This is a genomic window from Pararcticibacter amylolyticus (genome assembly GCF_003130405.1).
Taxonomy (GTDB): Bacteria; Bacteroidota; Bacteroidia; order Sphingobacteriales; family Sphingobacteriaceae; genus Arcticibacter; species Arcticibacter amylolyticus.
The window spans coordinates 90-15,497 of the sequence record NZ_QEAS01000025.1 but is presented as its reverse complement, the minus strand read 5'-3'; the positions used below and the strand labels follow the sequence as shown (position 1 = coordinate 15,497).

Annotated in this window: 19 protein-coding genes and 1 tRNA gene; 7 read left to right on the top strand and 13 right to left on the bottom strand. The window is 43.7% G+C overall.

All coding sequences use genetic code 11. The features are described from left to right. Positions 1–36: 36 nt before the first annotated feature. Genes DDR33_RS22245 through DDR33_RS22230 form a run of 4 tightly spaced genes read left to right on the top strand, consistent with a single transcriptional unit; the run spans position 37 to position 2,779 of the window. On the top strand, positions 37–582 hold the full coding sequence (locus tag DDR33_RS22245) for a DUF1599 domain-containing protein (protein ID WP_109418011.1): 546 nt from the start codon (positions 37–39) through the stop codon (positions 580–582). Between the two features lie 19 nt (positions 583–601). Continuing rightward, on the top strand, positions 602–1,780 hold the full coding sequence (locus tag DDR33_RS22240; protein ID WP_109418010.1) for a BT_3928 family protein: 1,179 nt from the start codon (positions 602–604) through the stop codon (positions 1,778–1,780). Positions 1,781–1,826: 46 nt separating this feature from the next. Then, entirely contained in the window at positions 1,827–2,270 is a 444-nt protein-coding gene (locus DDR33_RS22235; protein ID WP_109418009.1) for a DinB family protein, read from the top strand. Continuing rightward, the gene (locus DDR33_RS22230; RefSeq protein WP_109418008.1) at positions 2,267–2,779 is read left to right on the top strand and encodes a shikimate kinase; all 513 of its coding nucleotides are present in this window, start codon (positions 2,267–2,269) and stop codon (positions 2,777–2,779) included. The genes DDR33_RS22235 and DDR33_RS22230 overlap by 4 nt, the downstream gene beginning before the upstream one ends. Here DDR33_RS22230 and DDR33_RS22225 read toward each other — a convergent pair. The 13 genes from DDR33_RS22225 to DDR33_RS22165 form a co-directional block, all read right to left on the bottom strand. Continuing rightward, positions 2,767–3,276, bottom strand: a complete 510-nt coding sequence (locus DDR33_RS22225; RefSeq protein WP_109418007.1) for a phosphoribosyltransferase family protein — start codon at positions 3,274–3,276, stop codon at positions 2,767–2,769. The genes DDR33_RS22230 and DDR33_RS22225 overlap by 13 nt on opposite strands. A 57-nt stretch (positions 3,277–3,333) precedes the next feature. Beyond that, complete coding sequence (locus tag DDR33_RS22220; protein WP_109418006.1) at positions 3,334–3,726, bottom strand: hypothetical protein; 393 nt, start codon at positions 3,724–3,726, stop codon at positions 3,334–3,336. A gap of 25 nt (positions 3,727–3,751) precedes the next feature. Further along, positions 3,752–5,164, bottom strand: coding sequence for a 23S rRNA (uracil(1939)-C(5))-methyltransferase RlmD (gene rlmD, locus DDR33_RS22215; RefSeq protein WP_109418005.1), 1,413 nt, complete (start codon positions 5,162–5,164; stop codon positions 3,752–3,754). Between the two features lie 131 nt (positions 5,165–5,295). Then, the gene (locus DDR33_RS22210) at positions 5,296–5,403 is read right to left on the bottom strand and encodes a phenylalanyl-tRNA synthetase subunit alpha (protein ID WP_109418004.1); all 108 of its coding nucleotides are present in this window, start codon (positions 5,401–5,403) and stop codon (positions 5,296–5,298) included. 280 nt (positions 5,404–5,683) lie between these two features. Then, positions 5,684–6,262 carry a TetR/AcrR family transcriptional regulator gene (locus DDR33_RS22205; protein ID WP_109418003.1) on the bottom strand — a complete coding sequence of 193 codons (579 nt, stop codon included), beginning with the start codon at positions 6,260–6,262 and terminating at the stop codon, positions 5,684–5,686. Between the two features lies 1 nt (position 6,263). Beyond that, entirely contained in the window at positions 6,264–6,677 is a 414-nt protein-coding gene (locus DDR33_RS22200; protein ID WP_109418002.1) for a Rieske (2Fe-2S) protein, read from the bottom strand. A gap of 12 nt (positions 6,678–6,689) precedes the next feature. Continuing rightward, positions 6,690–7,724, bottom strand: coding sequence for a phenylalanine--tRNA ligase subunit alpha (gene pheS, locus DDR33_RS22195; RefSeq protein ID WP_109418001.1), 1,035 nt, complete (start codon positions 7,722–7,724; stop codon positions 6,690–6,692). 148 nt (positions 7,725–7,872) lie between these two features. After that, the gene (gene kbl / locus DDR33_RS22190) at positions 7,873–9,060 is read right to left on the bottom strand and encodes a glycine C-acetyltransferase (protein ID WP_109418000.1); all 1,188 of its coding nucleotides are present in this window, start codon (positions 9,058–9,060) and stop codon (positions 7,873–7,875) included. A 166-nt stretch (positions 9,061–9,226) separates the two neighbouring features. Continuing rightward, positions 9,227–9,598: a response regulator gene (locus DDR33_RS22185; protein ID WP_109417999.1), complete on the bottom strand. Its 372-nt coding sequence runs from the start codon at positions 9,596–9,598 to the stop codon at positions 9,227–9,229. A 43-nt stretch (positions 9,599–9,641) separates the two neighbouring features. Then, on the bottom strand, positions 9,642–9,935 hold the full coding sequence (locus DDR33_RS22180) for a hypothetical protein (RefSeq protein ID WP_109417998.1): 294 nt from the start codon (positions 9,933–9,935) through the stop codon (positions 9,642–9,644). A gap of 94 nt (positions 9,936–10,029) precedes the next feature. Then, positions 10,030–10,680 (bottom strand): response regulator, encoded by a 651-nt coding sequence (locus tag DDR33_RS22175; RefSeq protein ID WP_109417997.1) that lies wholly within the window; start codon positions 10,678–10,680, stop codon positions 10,030–10,032. A 96-nt stretch (positions 10,681–10,776) separates the two neighbouring features. Then, on the bottom strand, positions 10,777–12,240 hold the full coding sequence (locus DDR33_RS22170; protein WP_109417996.1) for an LptF/LptG family permease: 1,464 nt from the start codon (positions 12,238–12,240) through the stop codon (positions 10,777–10,779). Between the two features lie 27 nt (positions 12,241–12,267). Beyond that, positions 12,268–12,648: an START-like domain-containing protein gene (locus DDR33_RS22165; protein ID WP_109418056.1), complete on the bottom strand. Its 381-nt coding sequence runs from the start codon at positions 12,646–12,648 to the stop codon at positions 12,268–12,270. Between the two features lie 128 nt (positions 12,649–12,776). On the opposite strand from DDR33_RS22165, the gene DDR33_RS22160 reads away from it, so the two are divergent. The 3 genes from DDR33_RS22160 (at position 12,777) to DDR33_RS22150 (ending at position 14,860) form a co-directional block, all read left to right on the top strand. Further along, positions 12,777–12,850: transfer RNA gene (locus DDR33_RS22160), tRNA-Met, on the top strand. Between the two features lie 575 nt (positions 12,851–13,425). Continuing rightward, positions 13,426–13,908, top strand: coding sequence for a hypothetical protein (locus DDR33_RS22155; protein WP_109417995.1), 483 nt, complete (start codon positions 13,426–13,428; stop codon positions 13,906–13,908). A gap of 67 nt (positions 13,909–13,975) precedes the next feature. After that, complete coding sequence (locus DDR33_RS22150) at positions 13,976–14,860, top strand: helix-turn-helix domain-containing protein (RefSeq protein ID WP_109417994.1); 885 nt, start codon at positions 13,976–13,978, stop codon at positions 14,858–14,860. Positions 14,861–15,408 lie beyond the last annotated feature (548 nt).

The following is a 15,408-nucleotide window of genomic DNA, read 5'->3' as shown; positions in this document are numbered from 1 at the left end:
AGGTTTATTCATCTTTTAATCAAATATTCACACGTTTTGATACAGGACACTTCAACAGAATTTGATGCGGTAGTAAAAATATGCAGGGAGCTTTTTATCAGGAAAACAAAGGATTATGGTACAGCGTGGCGGATTCTTCGCCTGAGTTCTATTACAGACCAGATCTTTATTAAGGCTCAAAGGATCCGTACCCTGGAAGAAAAGAAGGTGTCTAAAGTAGGGGAGGATATCAGTTCTGAATATATCGGGATCATTAATTATTGTATTATTGCGATGATCCAGATGGGTTTGCCGGATGATGCACAGACTGAAATCCCGGCAGAAGAGGTAGAGATGTTGTACGATGCCGTGGTAAAAGAAACAAAAGACCTGATGGCTGCAAAGAACCACGATTACGGGGAGGCCTGGAGAGACATGCGGATCAGTTCTTTGACCGACCTCATCCTGATGAAGCTTCTGCGCGTTAAGCAGATAGAAGATAACCTGGGGCAGACCCTTGTTTCGGAAGGCGTCAGGGCGAATTACCAGGATATGCTGAACTATTCGGTATTCGCGCTCATAAAAATTGGATTAGCAAAGTAAAAATACTGAAGATTACAAAATGGCACTTGATCAGATAAAAAGTAAACCCAACTATTTTTTATGGTTCTCCCGGATTTTTGTCGGGGTACTGTTTATTTTTTCCGGCTTGATAAAAGCGAATGATCCGCTTGGTTTCGGATATAAGCTGGAAGAATACTTCGAGGTATTTCATACCACTTTCCTTAACGACTATTCGGTTGTTATTTCAATTTTCATCTGTGCGCTGGAAGTGATTTTCGGAGCCGCTTTGCTGATTGGATACAGGGGGCGGCAGATTGCATGGGGACTGCTTTTACTGATCATCTTTTTTACTTTCCTCACTTTCTGGTCGGCGGCCTTTGATGTAGTCAGAAGCTGCGGCTGTTTTGGGGACGCTATTCCTCTGACACCGTGGCAATCGTTCAGCAAAGATCTTATTCTCCTGGTCTTTATACTGGTTATTTTTGTTCACAGGGAAAAGATCCGGCCTCTGATAAAGGGCAGGGCTATGGATGCAGCCATCTTTATCGTTGTCCTTTTTTCCTTCGGCTTCGGGCTTTTTACCTATAACTTCCTGCCGGTGGTCGACTTCCTTCCCTATCACAAGGGGGCTAATCTTCCGGCTTATATGAAAGTGCCTCCCGGCGCAGCGCAGGATGAATATGAGATTACGTATACTCTTAAGAATAAAAAGACCGGCGAGACCAAAAAGATGAGTGATAAGGAGTATTTGAAGACGGAGATCTGGAAAGATACCAGCTGGGAGATCCAGGGAGAACCGGAGAACAGGCTGGTGAAGCAAGGGTACCAGGTGAAGATCAAAGACCTGAGAATTTCTGATAACCAGGGGACTGATTATACCACCGAAATCATTGAGAATCCTTATTATAACCTCGTTATTGTGGCCTATAATCTGGGGCGCACCAATGAAAAAGGTATTGGCGATCTGAATGCGCTGGCGGTTAATGCTGCCGAAAACTACAATATCAGGACGGTTCTTTTAACATCGGCATCAGCTGAGACGGCGGAGGCTTTCAGCAAAAAGCATAAACTGGTGATGGAAACTTTCTTTGCTGACGGAGTGCCTTTAAAAAGTATGGTGAGGGCTAATCCCGGGTTGTTATTGCTGCGCAACGGGGTTGTTATAAATAAATGGCATTACCATAATCTTCCTTCATACCAGGAGCTTGAAGAGAAATATTTCAGAAATAACGATTAGGAAATAAACAGCCGGGGCTGCCGGAGTTCACATATACAAATGCACGATGCTTAAAGACTTGATCAGGTACACTGATGTGGCCAACAGAAAGATGATCGCTGCTTTTCAGGGATCAGGTAAAGCCTTGCCGGAAGCAGAGCGGCTGTTCAGCCATATTCTGAACAGCACCCGCATCTGGATCAGCCGGATTAAAGGAGAAACTCCCGTGGTAGACAGGTTTGACCTCTTGCCGGTGGAAGAATTTTCTGTGTGGAATCAACGGAACATAGAGGAGCTTTATCATATCTTAGAGCATACTGACCTGTCAGCCAGGATTTCTTATCCCAATTCGCAGGGGGATAAGTTTAACGATGTCATCTCTGATGTCCTTTTTCATGTGGTTAATCACTCGACCTATCACCGGGCTCAGGTTGCGACTCAATTTAGAATAAACGGAGTAAAGCCTCCGGCTACAGATTACTTCTTATTAAAAAGGAAGGGAGAGATATGAGGATATTTCTGATTGGTTTTATGGGCTGCGGGAAAACCACATGGGGTAAAAAGCTTGCATCTGCATTGGAGATCCCGTTTTTAGACCTCGATGCGCTTATAAGGGAGCATACAGGCATGACCGTCCCCCAGTATTTTCAGGAATTTGGGGAAGCCCGTTTCCGCGAGACAGAAAGGGATGTGTTGCAATCTGCGGCATTTCCCGAGGATGCCGTAATTTCAACTGGAGGGGGAGCGCCTTGTTATTTTGATAATATGGACTGGATGAACTCTCATGGAATTGCAGTCTATATGTCTTTATCGCCCGGAATGCTGGCTTCGAGACTCGAGAATGCTAAAGAGGTCCGCCCGGTTTTAGAAGGCCGCAAAGGGGAGGCCCTGGTTCAGTTCATCCAGGAAAAGCTTCAGGAGCGTGAACCCTTTTACTCGAAAGCAAATGTAATTGTCACAGGTCCTGAGTTTTCAGTTGAAAAGTTTATTTCAGCGATAGAGGACTATCAGCGTAAATAAACCGCATCTTTCTCTCTTTGCTGGTCGTCAAGCAATACATCTACATGTTCTTTGGTAACGGTGGCAAGCTTGGTACCCACATAGTCCGGAGACACGGGGAAGATGCGGTGACTTCTCTCCATCAGGGCTACCGTCCGTAATTTCTTCAGCGGGATGTTCAGGAAGAGCCCGATTCCGTAGGCCAGAGTCCTTCCCGAATTAATGACATCGTCAATAACGATGACCACCTTATTCCTGCAGATCTCAACAGGAAGATCGGTAGTGGCTTCCAGGTGAGAACTGTTTTTGTCGAGGCTGATCTTCATTAATGTAATCCTGATGCCTGAGATCCTTTCCAGCTCGGTTTTCAGACGGCCTGCAATAACATACCCGTATTCAATAATGCCTGCAATAACAATTTCAGGTTCGTCAATATTGTCTTCCCAAACCTGGTAAGCAATACGGGTGATCTTTTGCTGGATTTGAGAAGGGCCGAGTATGAGGAGTGACTGGTTCATTTTTTTACAATTTATGATTTGCGATTTTGCTTCTTATGGGGTAAAGGGATGTGAACTTTATTTGTAAGGGAAATAGACGAAGTTGGCACCTTCGGGTACTATTACAAACAGGCACATGTAATCTTCCGGCTTTTTGTAATGTTTAATGAAGGCCTCTTTCCTTGCGGGCTGTATAATGCCCTTTTCGGTAAACTCTTCGAGGGTGGATGCATGAATGGTCCAGCTGGTATTCAATTCGTCTTTATCGAGGATGAGCTCCCCGATATTGGCAGTATGCTGGTGGGCAACGAAAATCGGGTAGGCAGAAAGCCCTTCTACCATGATCTCGGTTGAAACCTCCTTTAATGAGTCGCTATAAAGGGATAGATCTTTCTCAAGACTTTTAAGCGGGCTTTCCTTCTTCCGGGTCCCGCCATCCTCCGATTGATTTAATAAATCCTGTAAATCCATCTTATCAGAATAAATAGAGATATATTTAATTGATCGTCTTTTCAAGTAATACCACGTTTTCGACATGCTGCGTATGCGGAAACATATCGACGGGGCGTATTTTAGTTACAGTGTACATTTCTTTCAGCAGTGCAAGGTCTCGGGCCTGAGTGGCTGCATTGCAGCTTACGTATACAATTTTTGGTGCCCCGATCTCGAGTAGACGCTGGACAACATCTCCGTGCATACCCGCCCGGGGAGGATCGGTAATGATCACATCGGGCTTGCCATGCTGCAAAACGAAGTCGGAAGTGAGGACATCCTTCATGTCTCCTGCATAAAATGTAGTATTGGTAATTCCGTTTATCGAAGAGTTTAACCTGGCATCTTCAATTGCGGAAGGGACATATTCTATTCCAACCACTTCTTTTACATGGCGGGCTACAAAGTTGGCAATGGTGCCTGCGCCGGTGTACAGATCGTAGACCAATTCGTCGCCCCTGAATCCTGCAAACTGCCTTGTGATACTGTATAGTTCATGCGCCTGTAAAGAGTTTGTCTGATAAAAAGACTTAGCGCCGATCTTAAAAGAAAGCCCTTCCATTTCTTCAAAGATATGGTCTCTTCCGGCGAACACCTCAATCTCCTGATCGAAAATGGTATCATTTTTCTTTTGGTTTACAATGTAAAGCAAAGAGACGATCTGGGGGAAGCGTTCTTTTACAAACTCCATCGTTTTCTGAATTTCGTCTTCCCCTGCGTATGCGAACACCACGATTACCATCAATTCTCCTGTAGAGGAGGTGCGGATGATCAGATTGCGGAGTGCACCTTCATGATTTCTCAGGTCGTAGAAGGATATGTTGTTCTGAAGGGCGAATTCCCTGATACTGTTCCTGATCTCATTGGAAGGGTCTGTTTGGAGGTAACAGGTTTCAATATTCAATATCTTGTCGAACCGGAGAGGGACGTGGAACCCAAGGGCATTGGGGTCGGCTTCATTGTTGTTGTGTATATCTTCTTCTGTCAGCCAGCGTTTGTTTGAGAATGTGAATTCCAGCTTATTGCGGTAATACCTGGTTTCAAAGGATGCCAGGATAGGTTCCGTCGCACTGGTGTCTACCTTTGCTATTCTCTGGAGTGCATCGGTAACGGATTTTTGCTTGAAAGAAAGCTGGGCCTCATAGGTCATGTGCTGCCATTTACAACCGCCGCAGGTGCCGAAATGAGGACAGAACGGAATCGTGCGATGTTCTGAAGCTTCAACAAGACGGGTAACTTTTGCTTCTGCAAAGCTTTTCTTCTTCCTGATCAGTTCGATATCTACCAGGTCGCCCGGAATTGCTTTCTCAACAAAGACGACCATATCTCCCACTTTTCCCACACCTTTTCCTTCTTCTGCAATATCACTGATCTTTACATTCGCAATGTTTTTTAATTCCGCCGGTATTCTCTTCATATCCGGCAAAATTAAGATAATTATTATGAGCTACCGAATCGGCATGGGGATTTAAGGTTGAGAGAGCGAAAGAAAATCATAGAATGTCCCTGCCCTCCGGCGGGAGGGGGAAAGAGGCAATTCTGATCTTGTCAGTTAAAGAAACGCAAAATAAACTCCATCAATCCTGTAAACGGGTTTCCAACAAAATCAAATTGCTCATCGATATTATTGGAGATTTCAGTGATCTCTTTACTCATGGCAATTTTTTGATATTGTACTAATATATAAATAAAACAGACCAAAAACCAAAATAGTTTTTGATATTCGCGTATTTTGATCTACCTGTTACAATCTGCCTGATCCGGCAGGTTTACAGGTTTCGCCTGACCACGGGAACGAAAGGTTGGTGGTAGCATCGGGAATGTGCGGAATTCGGCGCTGAATGCTGCCAATAAACTCATAGGGCGGAACTGACGGGCTGAAGGTTGCCTGAAGTCTAAAAGCTAATTTCCGGATGCTGTAGCAGATATCCGGGAGCTATTTTAGGGTTGCTTTAATCAGGTATGGAAGGATCTCTTTCTGAAAGCCTATGAAATTTTTCCGTACATCTGCATCGCTGACGGAGGTGAAGGCATAGGAGAACACGATGCTTTTGCTGGCTTTAATCAAAAAACGGAGACTGTCGGCATAGCTCTGGTCGCTCTTCATCAGGTTGGTTTCCCTGAAAGAACTTATCAGGAGTGTCTCAAGATCATCAGACAGGAGCTTAAGGAAGCCCTGTGAGTTTGCTGATTCGCGGATGAAATCCCACCCGATAAATTCATTGCAAATTGTGTATGTCAGGCGGCATGTTTTGAAGATAAGCTTGCTGAGGTATTCCTCTTTGTTGTTCTCTGCGAAAGAACTGCGGATCATCTCGTTCACGCTGCTGCTGATATAATCCATGAGGATATAATGGAGGAGGACTTCTTTGCTTTCGAAGTATTTATAAATAGTTGCTTTCGCTATTTTGGCTTTTTTGGCTATTTCATTGACACTGGTTTTATGGTAACCATATTTTCTGAAAAGTTCCTTTGCGGCCTGAATAATACTTTCTCTTATTTTGTCGACTTCCATTTTAATTTATTACGGTGTACCCGCCTCCCACGGCAGGAGATACATTGTATTTTTTAAGGGCTTTCTTTGCAGGTGCTTTGGCCGGTGCCCCGTCAATGACAGAGAACTTGGCCCCGCTGCAAGGGTCGATAACCGTGAATGCTGAGCCCTCCTCTGCTTTTACCGCGCACTTCTGGCCCGGGTTTACGGTACTGCACCTGTCAAATGCGACGTAATTGCCACTGGATATCCTATAAATCATCAGACCGGCTACACCCTGACCTGAAACCATGAACAGGCCGTTTTCGTCACGTTTGCTTTCATACTCAACATCCAGGAACCTGTAGTTCACATATACATCCGGAACTCCTGAATCTTCTTTCGCGCAGGAGACAAGAAGGAAGATTCCGATTGCCAATACCGCTGTCTTTTTCATAGGTTTGATACATTAGATTATTTCACTCTGAAACTGTTTCAGGAACCGGACATCGTTTTCTGAAAAAAGACGCAAGTCTTTGATCTGATATTTCAGATTGGTAATCCGTTCAATGCCCATGCCAAAGGCATAGCCTGTATACTTTTTGCTGTCGATACCACAGTTCTCCAATACATTAGGATCTACCATCCCGCAGCCCAGGATTTCTACCCAGCCGGAGTATTTACATAGAGGACAGCCATCGCCTTTACAGATAGTACAAGAGATGTCCATTTCGGCAGAAGGCTCCGTAAACGGAAAATAAGAAGGACGGAACCTTACTTTAGTCCCCTCTCCAAACATCTCCTGAACGAAATAGAAGAGTGTTTGCTTGAGATCGGCAAAGGAAACATTCTCATCCACGTAAAGTCCTTCAACCTGGTGGAAGAAGCAGTGTGCCCTGGCTGAGATGGCCTCGTTGCGGTATACCCTGCCCGGCATGATCGCCCTGAAAGGCGGCTTGCCGTTCTCCATCATGCGTACCTGAACAGAGGATGTATGGGTGCGAAGGGCGATATCTCCGTTTTCGGCATCTTTTTTTACGAAAAAGGTGTCCTGCATATCTCTTGCTGGATGTTCTTCCGGGAAGTTCAGCGCTGAGAAGTTATGCCAGTCGTCTTCGATCTCGGGCCCTTCTGCAACGGTAAAGCCTAGTTTTTTGAAGATCTCTACAATTTCCTTCCTTACGAGAGACAAAGGATGACGGCCGCCGATTGTAAAGCCTTCTCCGGGCAGTGAGAGGTCGAGATCGCTGGCCTGACCGGAGTTGCCCGATTCAAACTGCTCTTTAAAAGACTGGTGCTTCTCTTCTGCAAGCTTCTTAAATTCATTCAATACTTTTCCCAATCCCCGCTTTTCCTCAGGGGAGACCGTCTTAAACTCGTCGAAAAGGTCTTTTAAGAGTCCTTTTGTGCCCAGGAACCGTATCCTGAACGACTCAAGTTCTTCAGCTGACTTTGGTTCAAAGGCGTTGATCTCTTCTGTATATTGATTGATTTTAGTTTGCATTCTGTTTTATGAATTTAGCACCAGGATAAAAAAATCTCCTGTATAGCTGCAAATTTAATAAAAATATATATTGAGGGGATAGGGTTGAGGCCAATGAGGGCACTCAACCCTTAAATTGTATCGGTCAGGGACCTGCCGGGATGTCTTTTCAGATCACTCCGAGGTCTTTGCCTACTTTGGTAAAGGCTGCAATTGCTTTGTCAAGGTGTTCCTGTTCGTGCCCGGCTGATATTTGTACGCGGATCCGCGCTTTACCCTGCGGTACTACCGGATAATAGAATCCGATGACGTAGATCCCTTCTTCGAGCATCCTGGCTGCAAATTCCTGCGAAAGTTTCGCATCATAGAGCATCACCGGAACGATAGGGTGAACGCCGGGCTTAATGTCGAAACCTGCCTGTGTCATTTTCTCACGAAAATAAAGAGTGTTCCTCTCGAGCTTGTCCCTTAACTCGGTGGTTTCGGTTAACATATCGAGCACCGCAATGGAAGCGCCTGTAATTGCCGGAGCGAGTGTGTTGGAGAAGAGATATGGACGCGAACGCTGTCTCAGCATATCGATGATTTCCTTTTTACCGGAAGTGAAACCTCCGGATGCTCCCCCAAGGGCTTTTCCTAAAGTTCCGGTCACAATGTCGATCCTGTCCATTACGCCATGATGCTCGTGTGTTCCGCGGCCGGTCTTTCCGATGAATCCGGAACAGTGACTTTCGTCTATCATCACAAGAGCTTCGTATTTATCGGCGAGGTCGCAAATTTTGTCGAGCTGAGCTATTGTGCCATCCATGGAAAAAGCGCCGTCTGTAACAATTATCCTGTGACGGAGCTGTTGAGAGGCTTTCAGCTTTTCTTCCAGGTCCTGCATGTCATCGTGCTTATACCTGAATCTCTGCGCTTTACAGAGACGCACACCATCAATGATAGATGCATGGTTCAGTTCGTCCGAAATAATGGCATCCTGCTCATTGAAGAGGGGCTCGAATACTCCTCCGTTTGCATCAAAGGCAGCTGCATAGAGGATGGTGTCTTCCATGCCAAGGAATTCGGCTATTTTTTTTTCAAGTTCCTTATGAATGTCCTGGGTGCCGCAGATGAACCTGACGGAAGAGAGTCCGTATCCGTGACTGTCCATAGCTGCTTTCGCTGCTTCAATGATCTTTGGATTAGAGGACAACCCGAGGTAATTGTTAGCACAGAAGTTTATAACGGTTTTGCCTCCCTGAACCTGTATTTCGGCGGCCTGGGGAGATGTAATGATTCGTTCCCGTTTGTAAAGTCCTGCGTTTTCTATTTCTAACAGCTCTTTCTGTAGTACTGATTGAAGTGTTTTATACATTGCTAAACTGATTTACCGGCAAAAATCGGTATAAAATCAGTTCTTTAAAGATTAATTTGGAATTATTTACAGCATTTCCGGGGGAAATACCGGTGAAAGGGGAAAAAAATCCCGGATCGTCAGGAACGAGATCCGGGAGGGGTTTTAAGGAAGTAATATATGGAAATTAAGGGTTTGCTGAGCTGTGAATGCAGGTGTTAATTTGCTCAACCAGGTCGAGCAGTTCAAACGGCTTTGGAATGAATGCATTGCAGCCGTAGTCGCCAAGAGACAAAAAGACCCGCGGGAAGGCAGAAATAAGGATGACCGGAATATGTGATGTGTCCGGGTTACACTTAATCTGATGACAAATCTCTCCGCCATTGACCCCGTTGAGGATATAGTCTACAAGTACGAGATCGGGGGTAAATTCTTTAATCTCATTGAAAATAGCATCCGACTGTACCGCGGTTTTGACCGAGAAGCTGGCGTATTCCAACGCTGCTTCCAGTACTTCCAGCATTGCTGTGTCGTCATCCAGAACCAGTATCTTTTTCATGGTTTTTTTGTTATAGAAATGCTTCACAATATTATGCCATAATTTATCCCGGCATTGCTATCAGATATTTCTTCAGTAAGGTGGTATCTTTATGATCCAGGATGACTGAGATCTGGCTTTGATCTGACAAGAGTTCGAGTTCTTCCGCTTCCCCGGCTATATAAAAGCAGGAATCGAATCCTATACACGGGCTGAGGGGAACAGGTCTGGTAACTGCCGGAATAAAGGTGATGTATCCCTGGAAGGCGTCATTGGCTGAATCTTTTCTTGATAAAAGATACCGGTATCCTTGTCTTTTTAAAAAATCGAGTACGTACGGTTTTAATATCGTTTTCATAGGTATCAATAGGGTATAGCAAATTTAGAAGTTTGTGCTTTTGCGCAACAGAGTAATTATATCAAATCACTATGTCAGAAATACCTGTTTGAGGCTAATCTATGATCCCGGACTTGACAGCGTATTTAATAAGTGCGGCTGTATTGCGGGCTCCTGTTTTTTCGATTAGCTTCTGCCTGTGGCCTTCAACCGTCCTCCGGCTGGTGAACAGCATGTCGGAGATCTCAGAGTTTGTGTATCCTTCGGCGATCAGGGCCAGCACTTCTTTCTCTCTTTTTGAAAGTTGGGCTGAAGATGTCTGATCCGAATCAAAAGACGAAGAATGTACAGGAAGCCTCGCGAGCATTTTCATGGAAAGATCTGAGCAGATATATTTATTGCCCGCTGCTGTATGTTGTATTGCAAACAGAAGTTCTTCTTTTGATATGCTTTTTAAAAGATATCCGGCAGCTCCGGCATTAATGGCCTTCACTACATATTTTTCATGATCAAGCATCGAAAGGATCAATACCTTTATTTGAGGCATGAAGGTTTTCAGCTTTTCAGTAAGGGAGAGGCCATCCAATTCCGGCATATTAATGTCTGCAAGAATTACATCGGGGTTTAATCCTTCTGCGATTTTCTCCATCACCTGATGACCATTAATTGCCTCCGCTACTATCTCAATCCATGGCTGATCCTCCAGTAAGGAGCGGATTCCATTTCTTACAATATTATGGTCTTCTGCTAATACTATTCTAATCAATGAATTCTCCCTTTTTAATGGAATTCAAATATCAGAGAATATGAGGCAAAAAGACCCCCGTAAAAATACGGCTTTTTGAATGATGAAATACTCGTTTTATGCTTGTGCTCCGTTCTGAGCACCTGTCTTCTTCTTTCTGAACCTTGCAAAGAATCTTTGCAGCATGAGTTTGTAGTAATCGATATCAAATAAAGAAGAATCGCTCGTTGCCTTATAGGTTAAAAACGCACCCAGTGGAGCCAGTGTAAAGATCGCGATCCACATACCAATTACTGGAGATATTGACCCTTCCCTGCCCGATTTTTCGCCTATTGTTGAAATAATATGATAGATCAGGAAGAATATGATCGACATGACAACAGGCAGCCCAAGCCCTCCCTTCCGGATGATCGCCCCTAATGGAGCCCCGATAGAAAACAGGATGAGACAAGATACAGACAGGGTGAACTTACGGTTAAGCTCTATAATGTATCTTCTTATATTTTTCTGGTATGTTTTGTATTCCTCCGTCCGGCTAACCAATGTTTCTGACACTGATCTTGCTTCACTCATCGCATAGCTGATAGCAGAGGAGCGGTCTTTCTCCGGGATAATTTCAGTCAGGTCCTTATTATAAGACTGTACTTTTTGTTTGGGTACTACGGGTAGTTTCTGGTTCGAATATCCATAGAGCTTGAAGGTTGGAAGCAGATAGGTTGCCACCTCTTTTGCTGTACTGTCTGATTGCTTGCTGACCGAATCGCGGTAATATCTGAGCTGCTTTAAGTTGAGCATCGCGTAGTTACTCTTAAACAGGCTCTCATCGGTCCTGGTCATTTTGAATGCAGACAGGTCGAACTTTTGCTCGGTTTCTTTAAATCTTACCCGGGTGAACCGCTGACGTGGGTTATACCCTTTATCTCCGGGAGTTTCAAGGTATCTGACTCCATCTTTAAGGAGGAGTACAAGTGTCTGATCGTTGTCGATCTTATACATCAGCCCGGTTTTGGCCAGGATGGTTGCAACATTTCCATCGGTGCTCTTCTGATCGTAGATCAGGACATTATGAAGCGTGCGTCCGTCGGGGTCTTTTTTCTGAACCCTTATGGCATAGCCGTCGAGGCTGCTGTTGAATACTCCCTCTTCGATAAGGAAAGAAGCTTTCTGGTTTCTTACATCATATAAAAGCGATCCCATCTTCAGGTTTGCGACGGGTAGCATATAGTCAGAGAATAGAAATGCGCCTATGCTGAGCATACTGACCAGAACGATGAGGGGCATCATTGCTTTTTGCAGGGATATGCCGGCCGACTTTATGGCGACAAGCTCGTAGTTTTCTCCAAGGCTGCCGAAGGTCATGATAGAAGAGAGAAGCATCGCTAAGGGAAGAGCCATTGCTACGTTGGTAGCTGAAGCATACCAGAGTAACTGAAGGATCACGTACCATTCAAACCCTTTTCCTATGAGATCATCAATGTATTTGAAGAGAAATAGCATCAACAATACAAACATCACAATGAAAAAGGTCACAATAAATGGACGTATGAATGCCTTTACTATGAGCAAATGAACTTTCTTCACCGTGCAAAATTAGCGATTTTTATCCGCTTACACTCCTAAGACGCGTATTAAATACTGAATCTGATTGTCCCAGATAAGTTTTCTTTCATCAATGGTATCTTCAGGCGCAAAGTCTGTTATAGCAAGAGCTACATCGTTGGTAAGTTCGTCCTGGAGGACTTCCATTTCGAAATAATGCTGGGGGTCGTCGTCCAGCCACTTAAACCTGACAAGCTTATTTTCTTTTGAAGTAACGAGTTTGGCTTTGTGTTCTTCCCCGTCCCATATAAAAATAAATATCTGATCCCTGTATATTACCTCATCTGCAAACCACTGTGACAGGCCATTTGGCTCACTTAAGAAGCCGAACAGGATTTTTGGAGATGAGTTAACTTCGTATTCTAGTGTAATCTTCTTTTTTTCAGACATTTCTTGTGGGGTATAAGTTACCGCAGTGCTTTTTTTAGATTTATTTTCTAAAGAAAAGTATTTTAAACTATATTTGCAACTCAATTTTGAAAGGGTACTTTCATACATCCTTCAGATTGAGGAATAACGGCGGGGTAGCTCAGATGGTTAGAGCGCAGGATTCATAACCCTGAGGTCGGCAGTTCGATCCTGCTCCCCGCTACTTGGAAATGAGGCTGTTAGAGTCAAATCTAACAGCCTCATTTGTTTTTGGTCACACAATGCGGATCTGCAACAGCCATTTGATGAATCAGTCCGGAAATTGTGGAATAGGCTCCGATCCAAACCTGTAGGCTAAGCAAATAATTTCATAGGCCTGAATAGGAGTAATTGACATTTTTCCTCCCCTTCACTGAGCGCTAAAATGGGCGTTACGTATCTTCCCCGGTGTTACCTATATGCTATTCTCTGTTCATCCAGAAATAAAATAGACAGGGGGCAGTCTAACGTCAAATTTATTCCTGTTAACTCCAGGTCTTTTCCGATTGCAACCATCCAATCATTAAAAACTAATTCAATAAAGGAGCTGTCTGGCTTAGCCCCCTATAAAAACAGTGAAGGTCGTTTAAGTTTGATCCCGGGCTGTAGAGAGGAATGTGATTCAGCTCCATCTAATTAACTGAACTTGTTTTTAACTATCGTTCCTGGTTATTTCTGGACAAAATTGCCAAATAAATGAACAAATCTACAAAATGAACGATCCCTGTAACTGCCATTTTTGTAAATAAAAACAAACTCATGGGACTAACGACTTTAGGGATTTTTCACACTATCATCGGTATTACGGCCATAGTAGCCGCACTTATTTCATTTGTACGGTTTGGTAAAATTGAATTGTCCCTGTTAACGGGGAAAATATATTTTTATGGTACGGTGATCACCGCCCTGACCGCATTGGGGCTTTCCAAGCATGGGGGCTTTAATCCGGGGCATATTTTTTCATTGTTTATTTTTGCCTTAGTCATAACGGCATTCTGGTTTTCTGCCAGAAAAAAAGAGAGTAAGAGAGCCCGTTATTTCGAAAACTTTCTGCTCTCTCTGAGTTTTTTCCTGTCTCTGATTCCCACTGTCAATGAGACGTTCACCCGGGTTCCCGTAGGGCATCCCCTGGCTAAGAATGCCACCGATCCGGTAATTGCTAAAACGCTGCTTGTGTTGTTCATGCTGTTTGTTGTGGGTTCAGTATATCAATATATACAACAACGAAGGGCTGTTAGATGAGCCAGCGGCAAAGTTAAAATTGGCTGTCCATTCCATTTTTTTATTTTTGTACTTGTGGCTTTCCGATATGATAATTGATCATAAAAAATACGACTTGTTTGGAAAATCGGTGGTACAAAAGATCTTGTTAAAGGCGCCGTTTGCATTTGATATGCCAATTACCGACAACGCCTGTTTTTTGTATATGCTGGAGGGGGAAATGCAATACGAACTGGATGATGAACAGGTAAGTATTCCTTGTAAACATTCGTTATTTCTAAATTGCATAAGCTCCGGAAAAAAAATAAGCGGTTTAAGTTCCGGTACCCCAAACGAAATCGTTATTGTTAATTTCCACCCGGATATCTTAAAGAGGATCTATGGCCGGGAAATGCCATTATTACTTCAAGCTCCAAAAACAATAATTTCTAATAAGTCGGCTCAGGTAATAAATAACGACTATTTGATCCAAAAATACGTGGAGGGATTGTTGTTTTATTTTAAGAATCCATCTTTGGTCAATGAGGATATCCTGGTTCTGAAATTAAAGGAGATTATTCTTCTATTGTCGCAGACATCCAGTGCCGAAGCGGTACAAGTAATATTCTCCCAGCTTTTTTCACCGGCAAGTTATACTTTCCGGCAAATAATAGAGGCCAACCTGTTTTCCCAGCTTTCGGTTGAAGAACTGGCTCAGCAGAATAATCTGAGTGTCTCTTCGTTTAAACGGGAATTCGCAAAACTATACAACGATACTCCCGCTAATTACATTAAAACCCAACGGCTTGAAAAAGCTGCTGAACTGCTTCTGGTTTCAACTGAACGGATTAAGGAGATTGCTTTTCAATGTGGATTTAATGACTTGGCGAATTTTACCAAAAGTTTCCACGACAAGTATCACGTCACACCCACGAACTATCGCCTGAATCGTACCAATCAAACATCCCTGGAATTCAGGAAGCCTTTTAATTGAGTGGCGGTCGGTTTCATCCGGCAAAGCTATTTTGAGTGTAATGCTACTTTTGCTGCCGGTTGCTCAGGATAGGATCTTTTCATTCTACCGAAGCCGGGCACTGTTTTTAAAATACCCAGCCCGGTATCGCCGCTTATCTGGTTATCGTCAATCAAAAGCTCTTTTTTAATAAAATGTGTGACAGATCTAAAATGAGAAATCTTTGATTAGCATATTTTTGTCATTCACAAGCGATAACTCCAACACAGGTGGACTAAAAGGTGCCGGTTAAAAGTTACTGCGTATTCCCCCGAAAGGGGTAAGCTCTTAACTTCGACGCTGTATGCCCCCATCCAACTCCAGCAGCAAATCTACCCAAAGTCCACGTTTTTGATGCTAAACCTGGCATTTCTGTTCCTTTTCTGCTCTTTTAGTAAAGCAACACGCTCCAAGCCCACTTACCTCCACCATGCCACTTTCTCTCTACTACACTCTTTTTCTGCTATTTATATCCTTTACAAATTAATCTTTTTGCTTCTCAATTAACTCCCTTATCGTGAACTTTATAA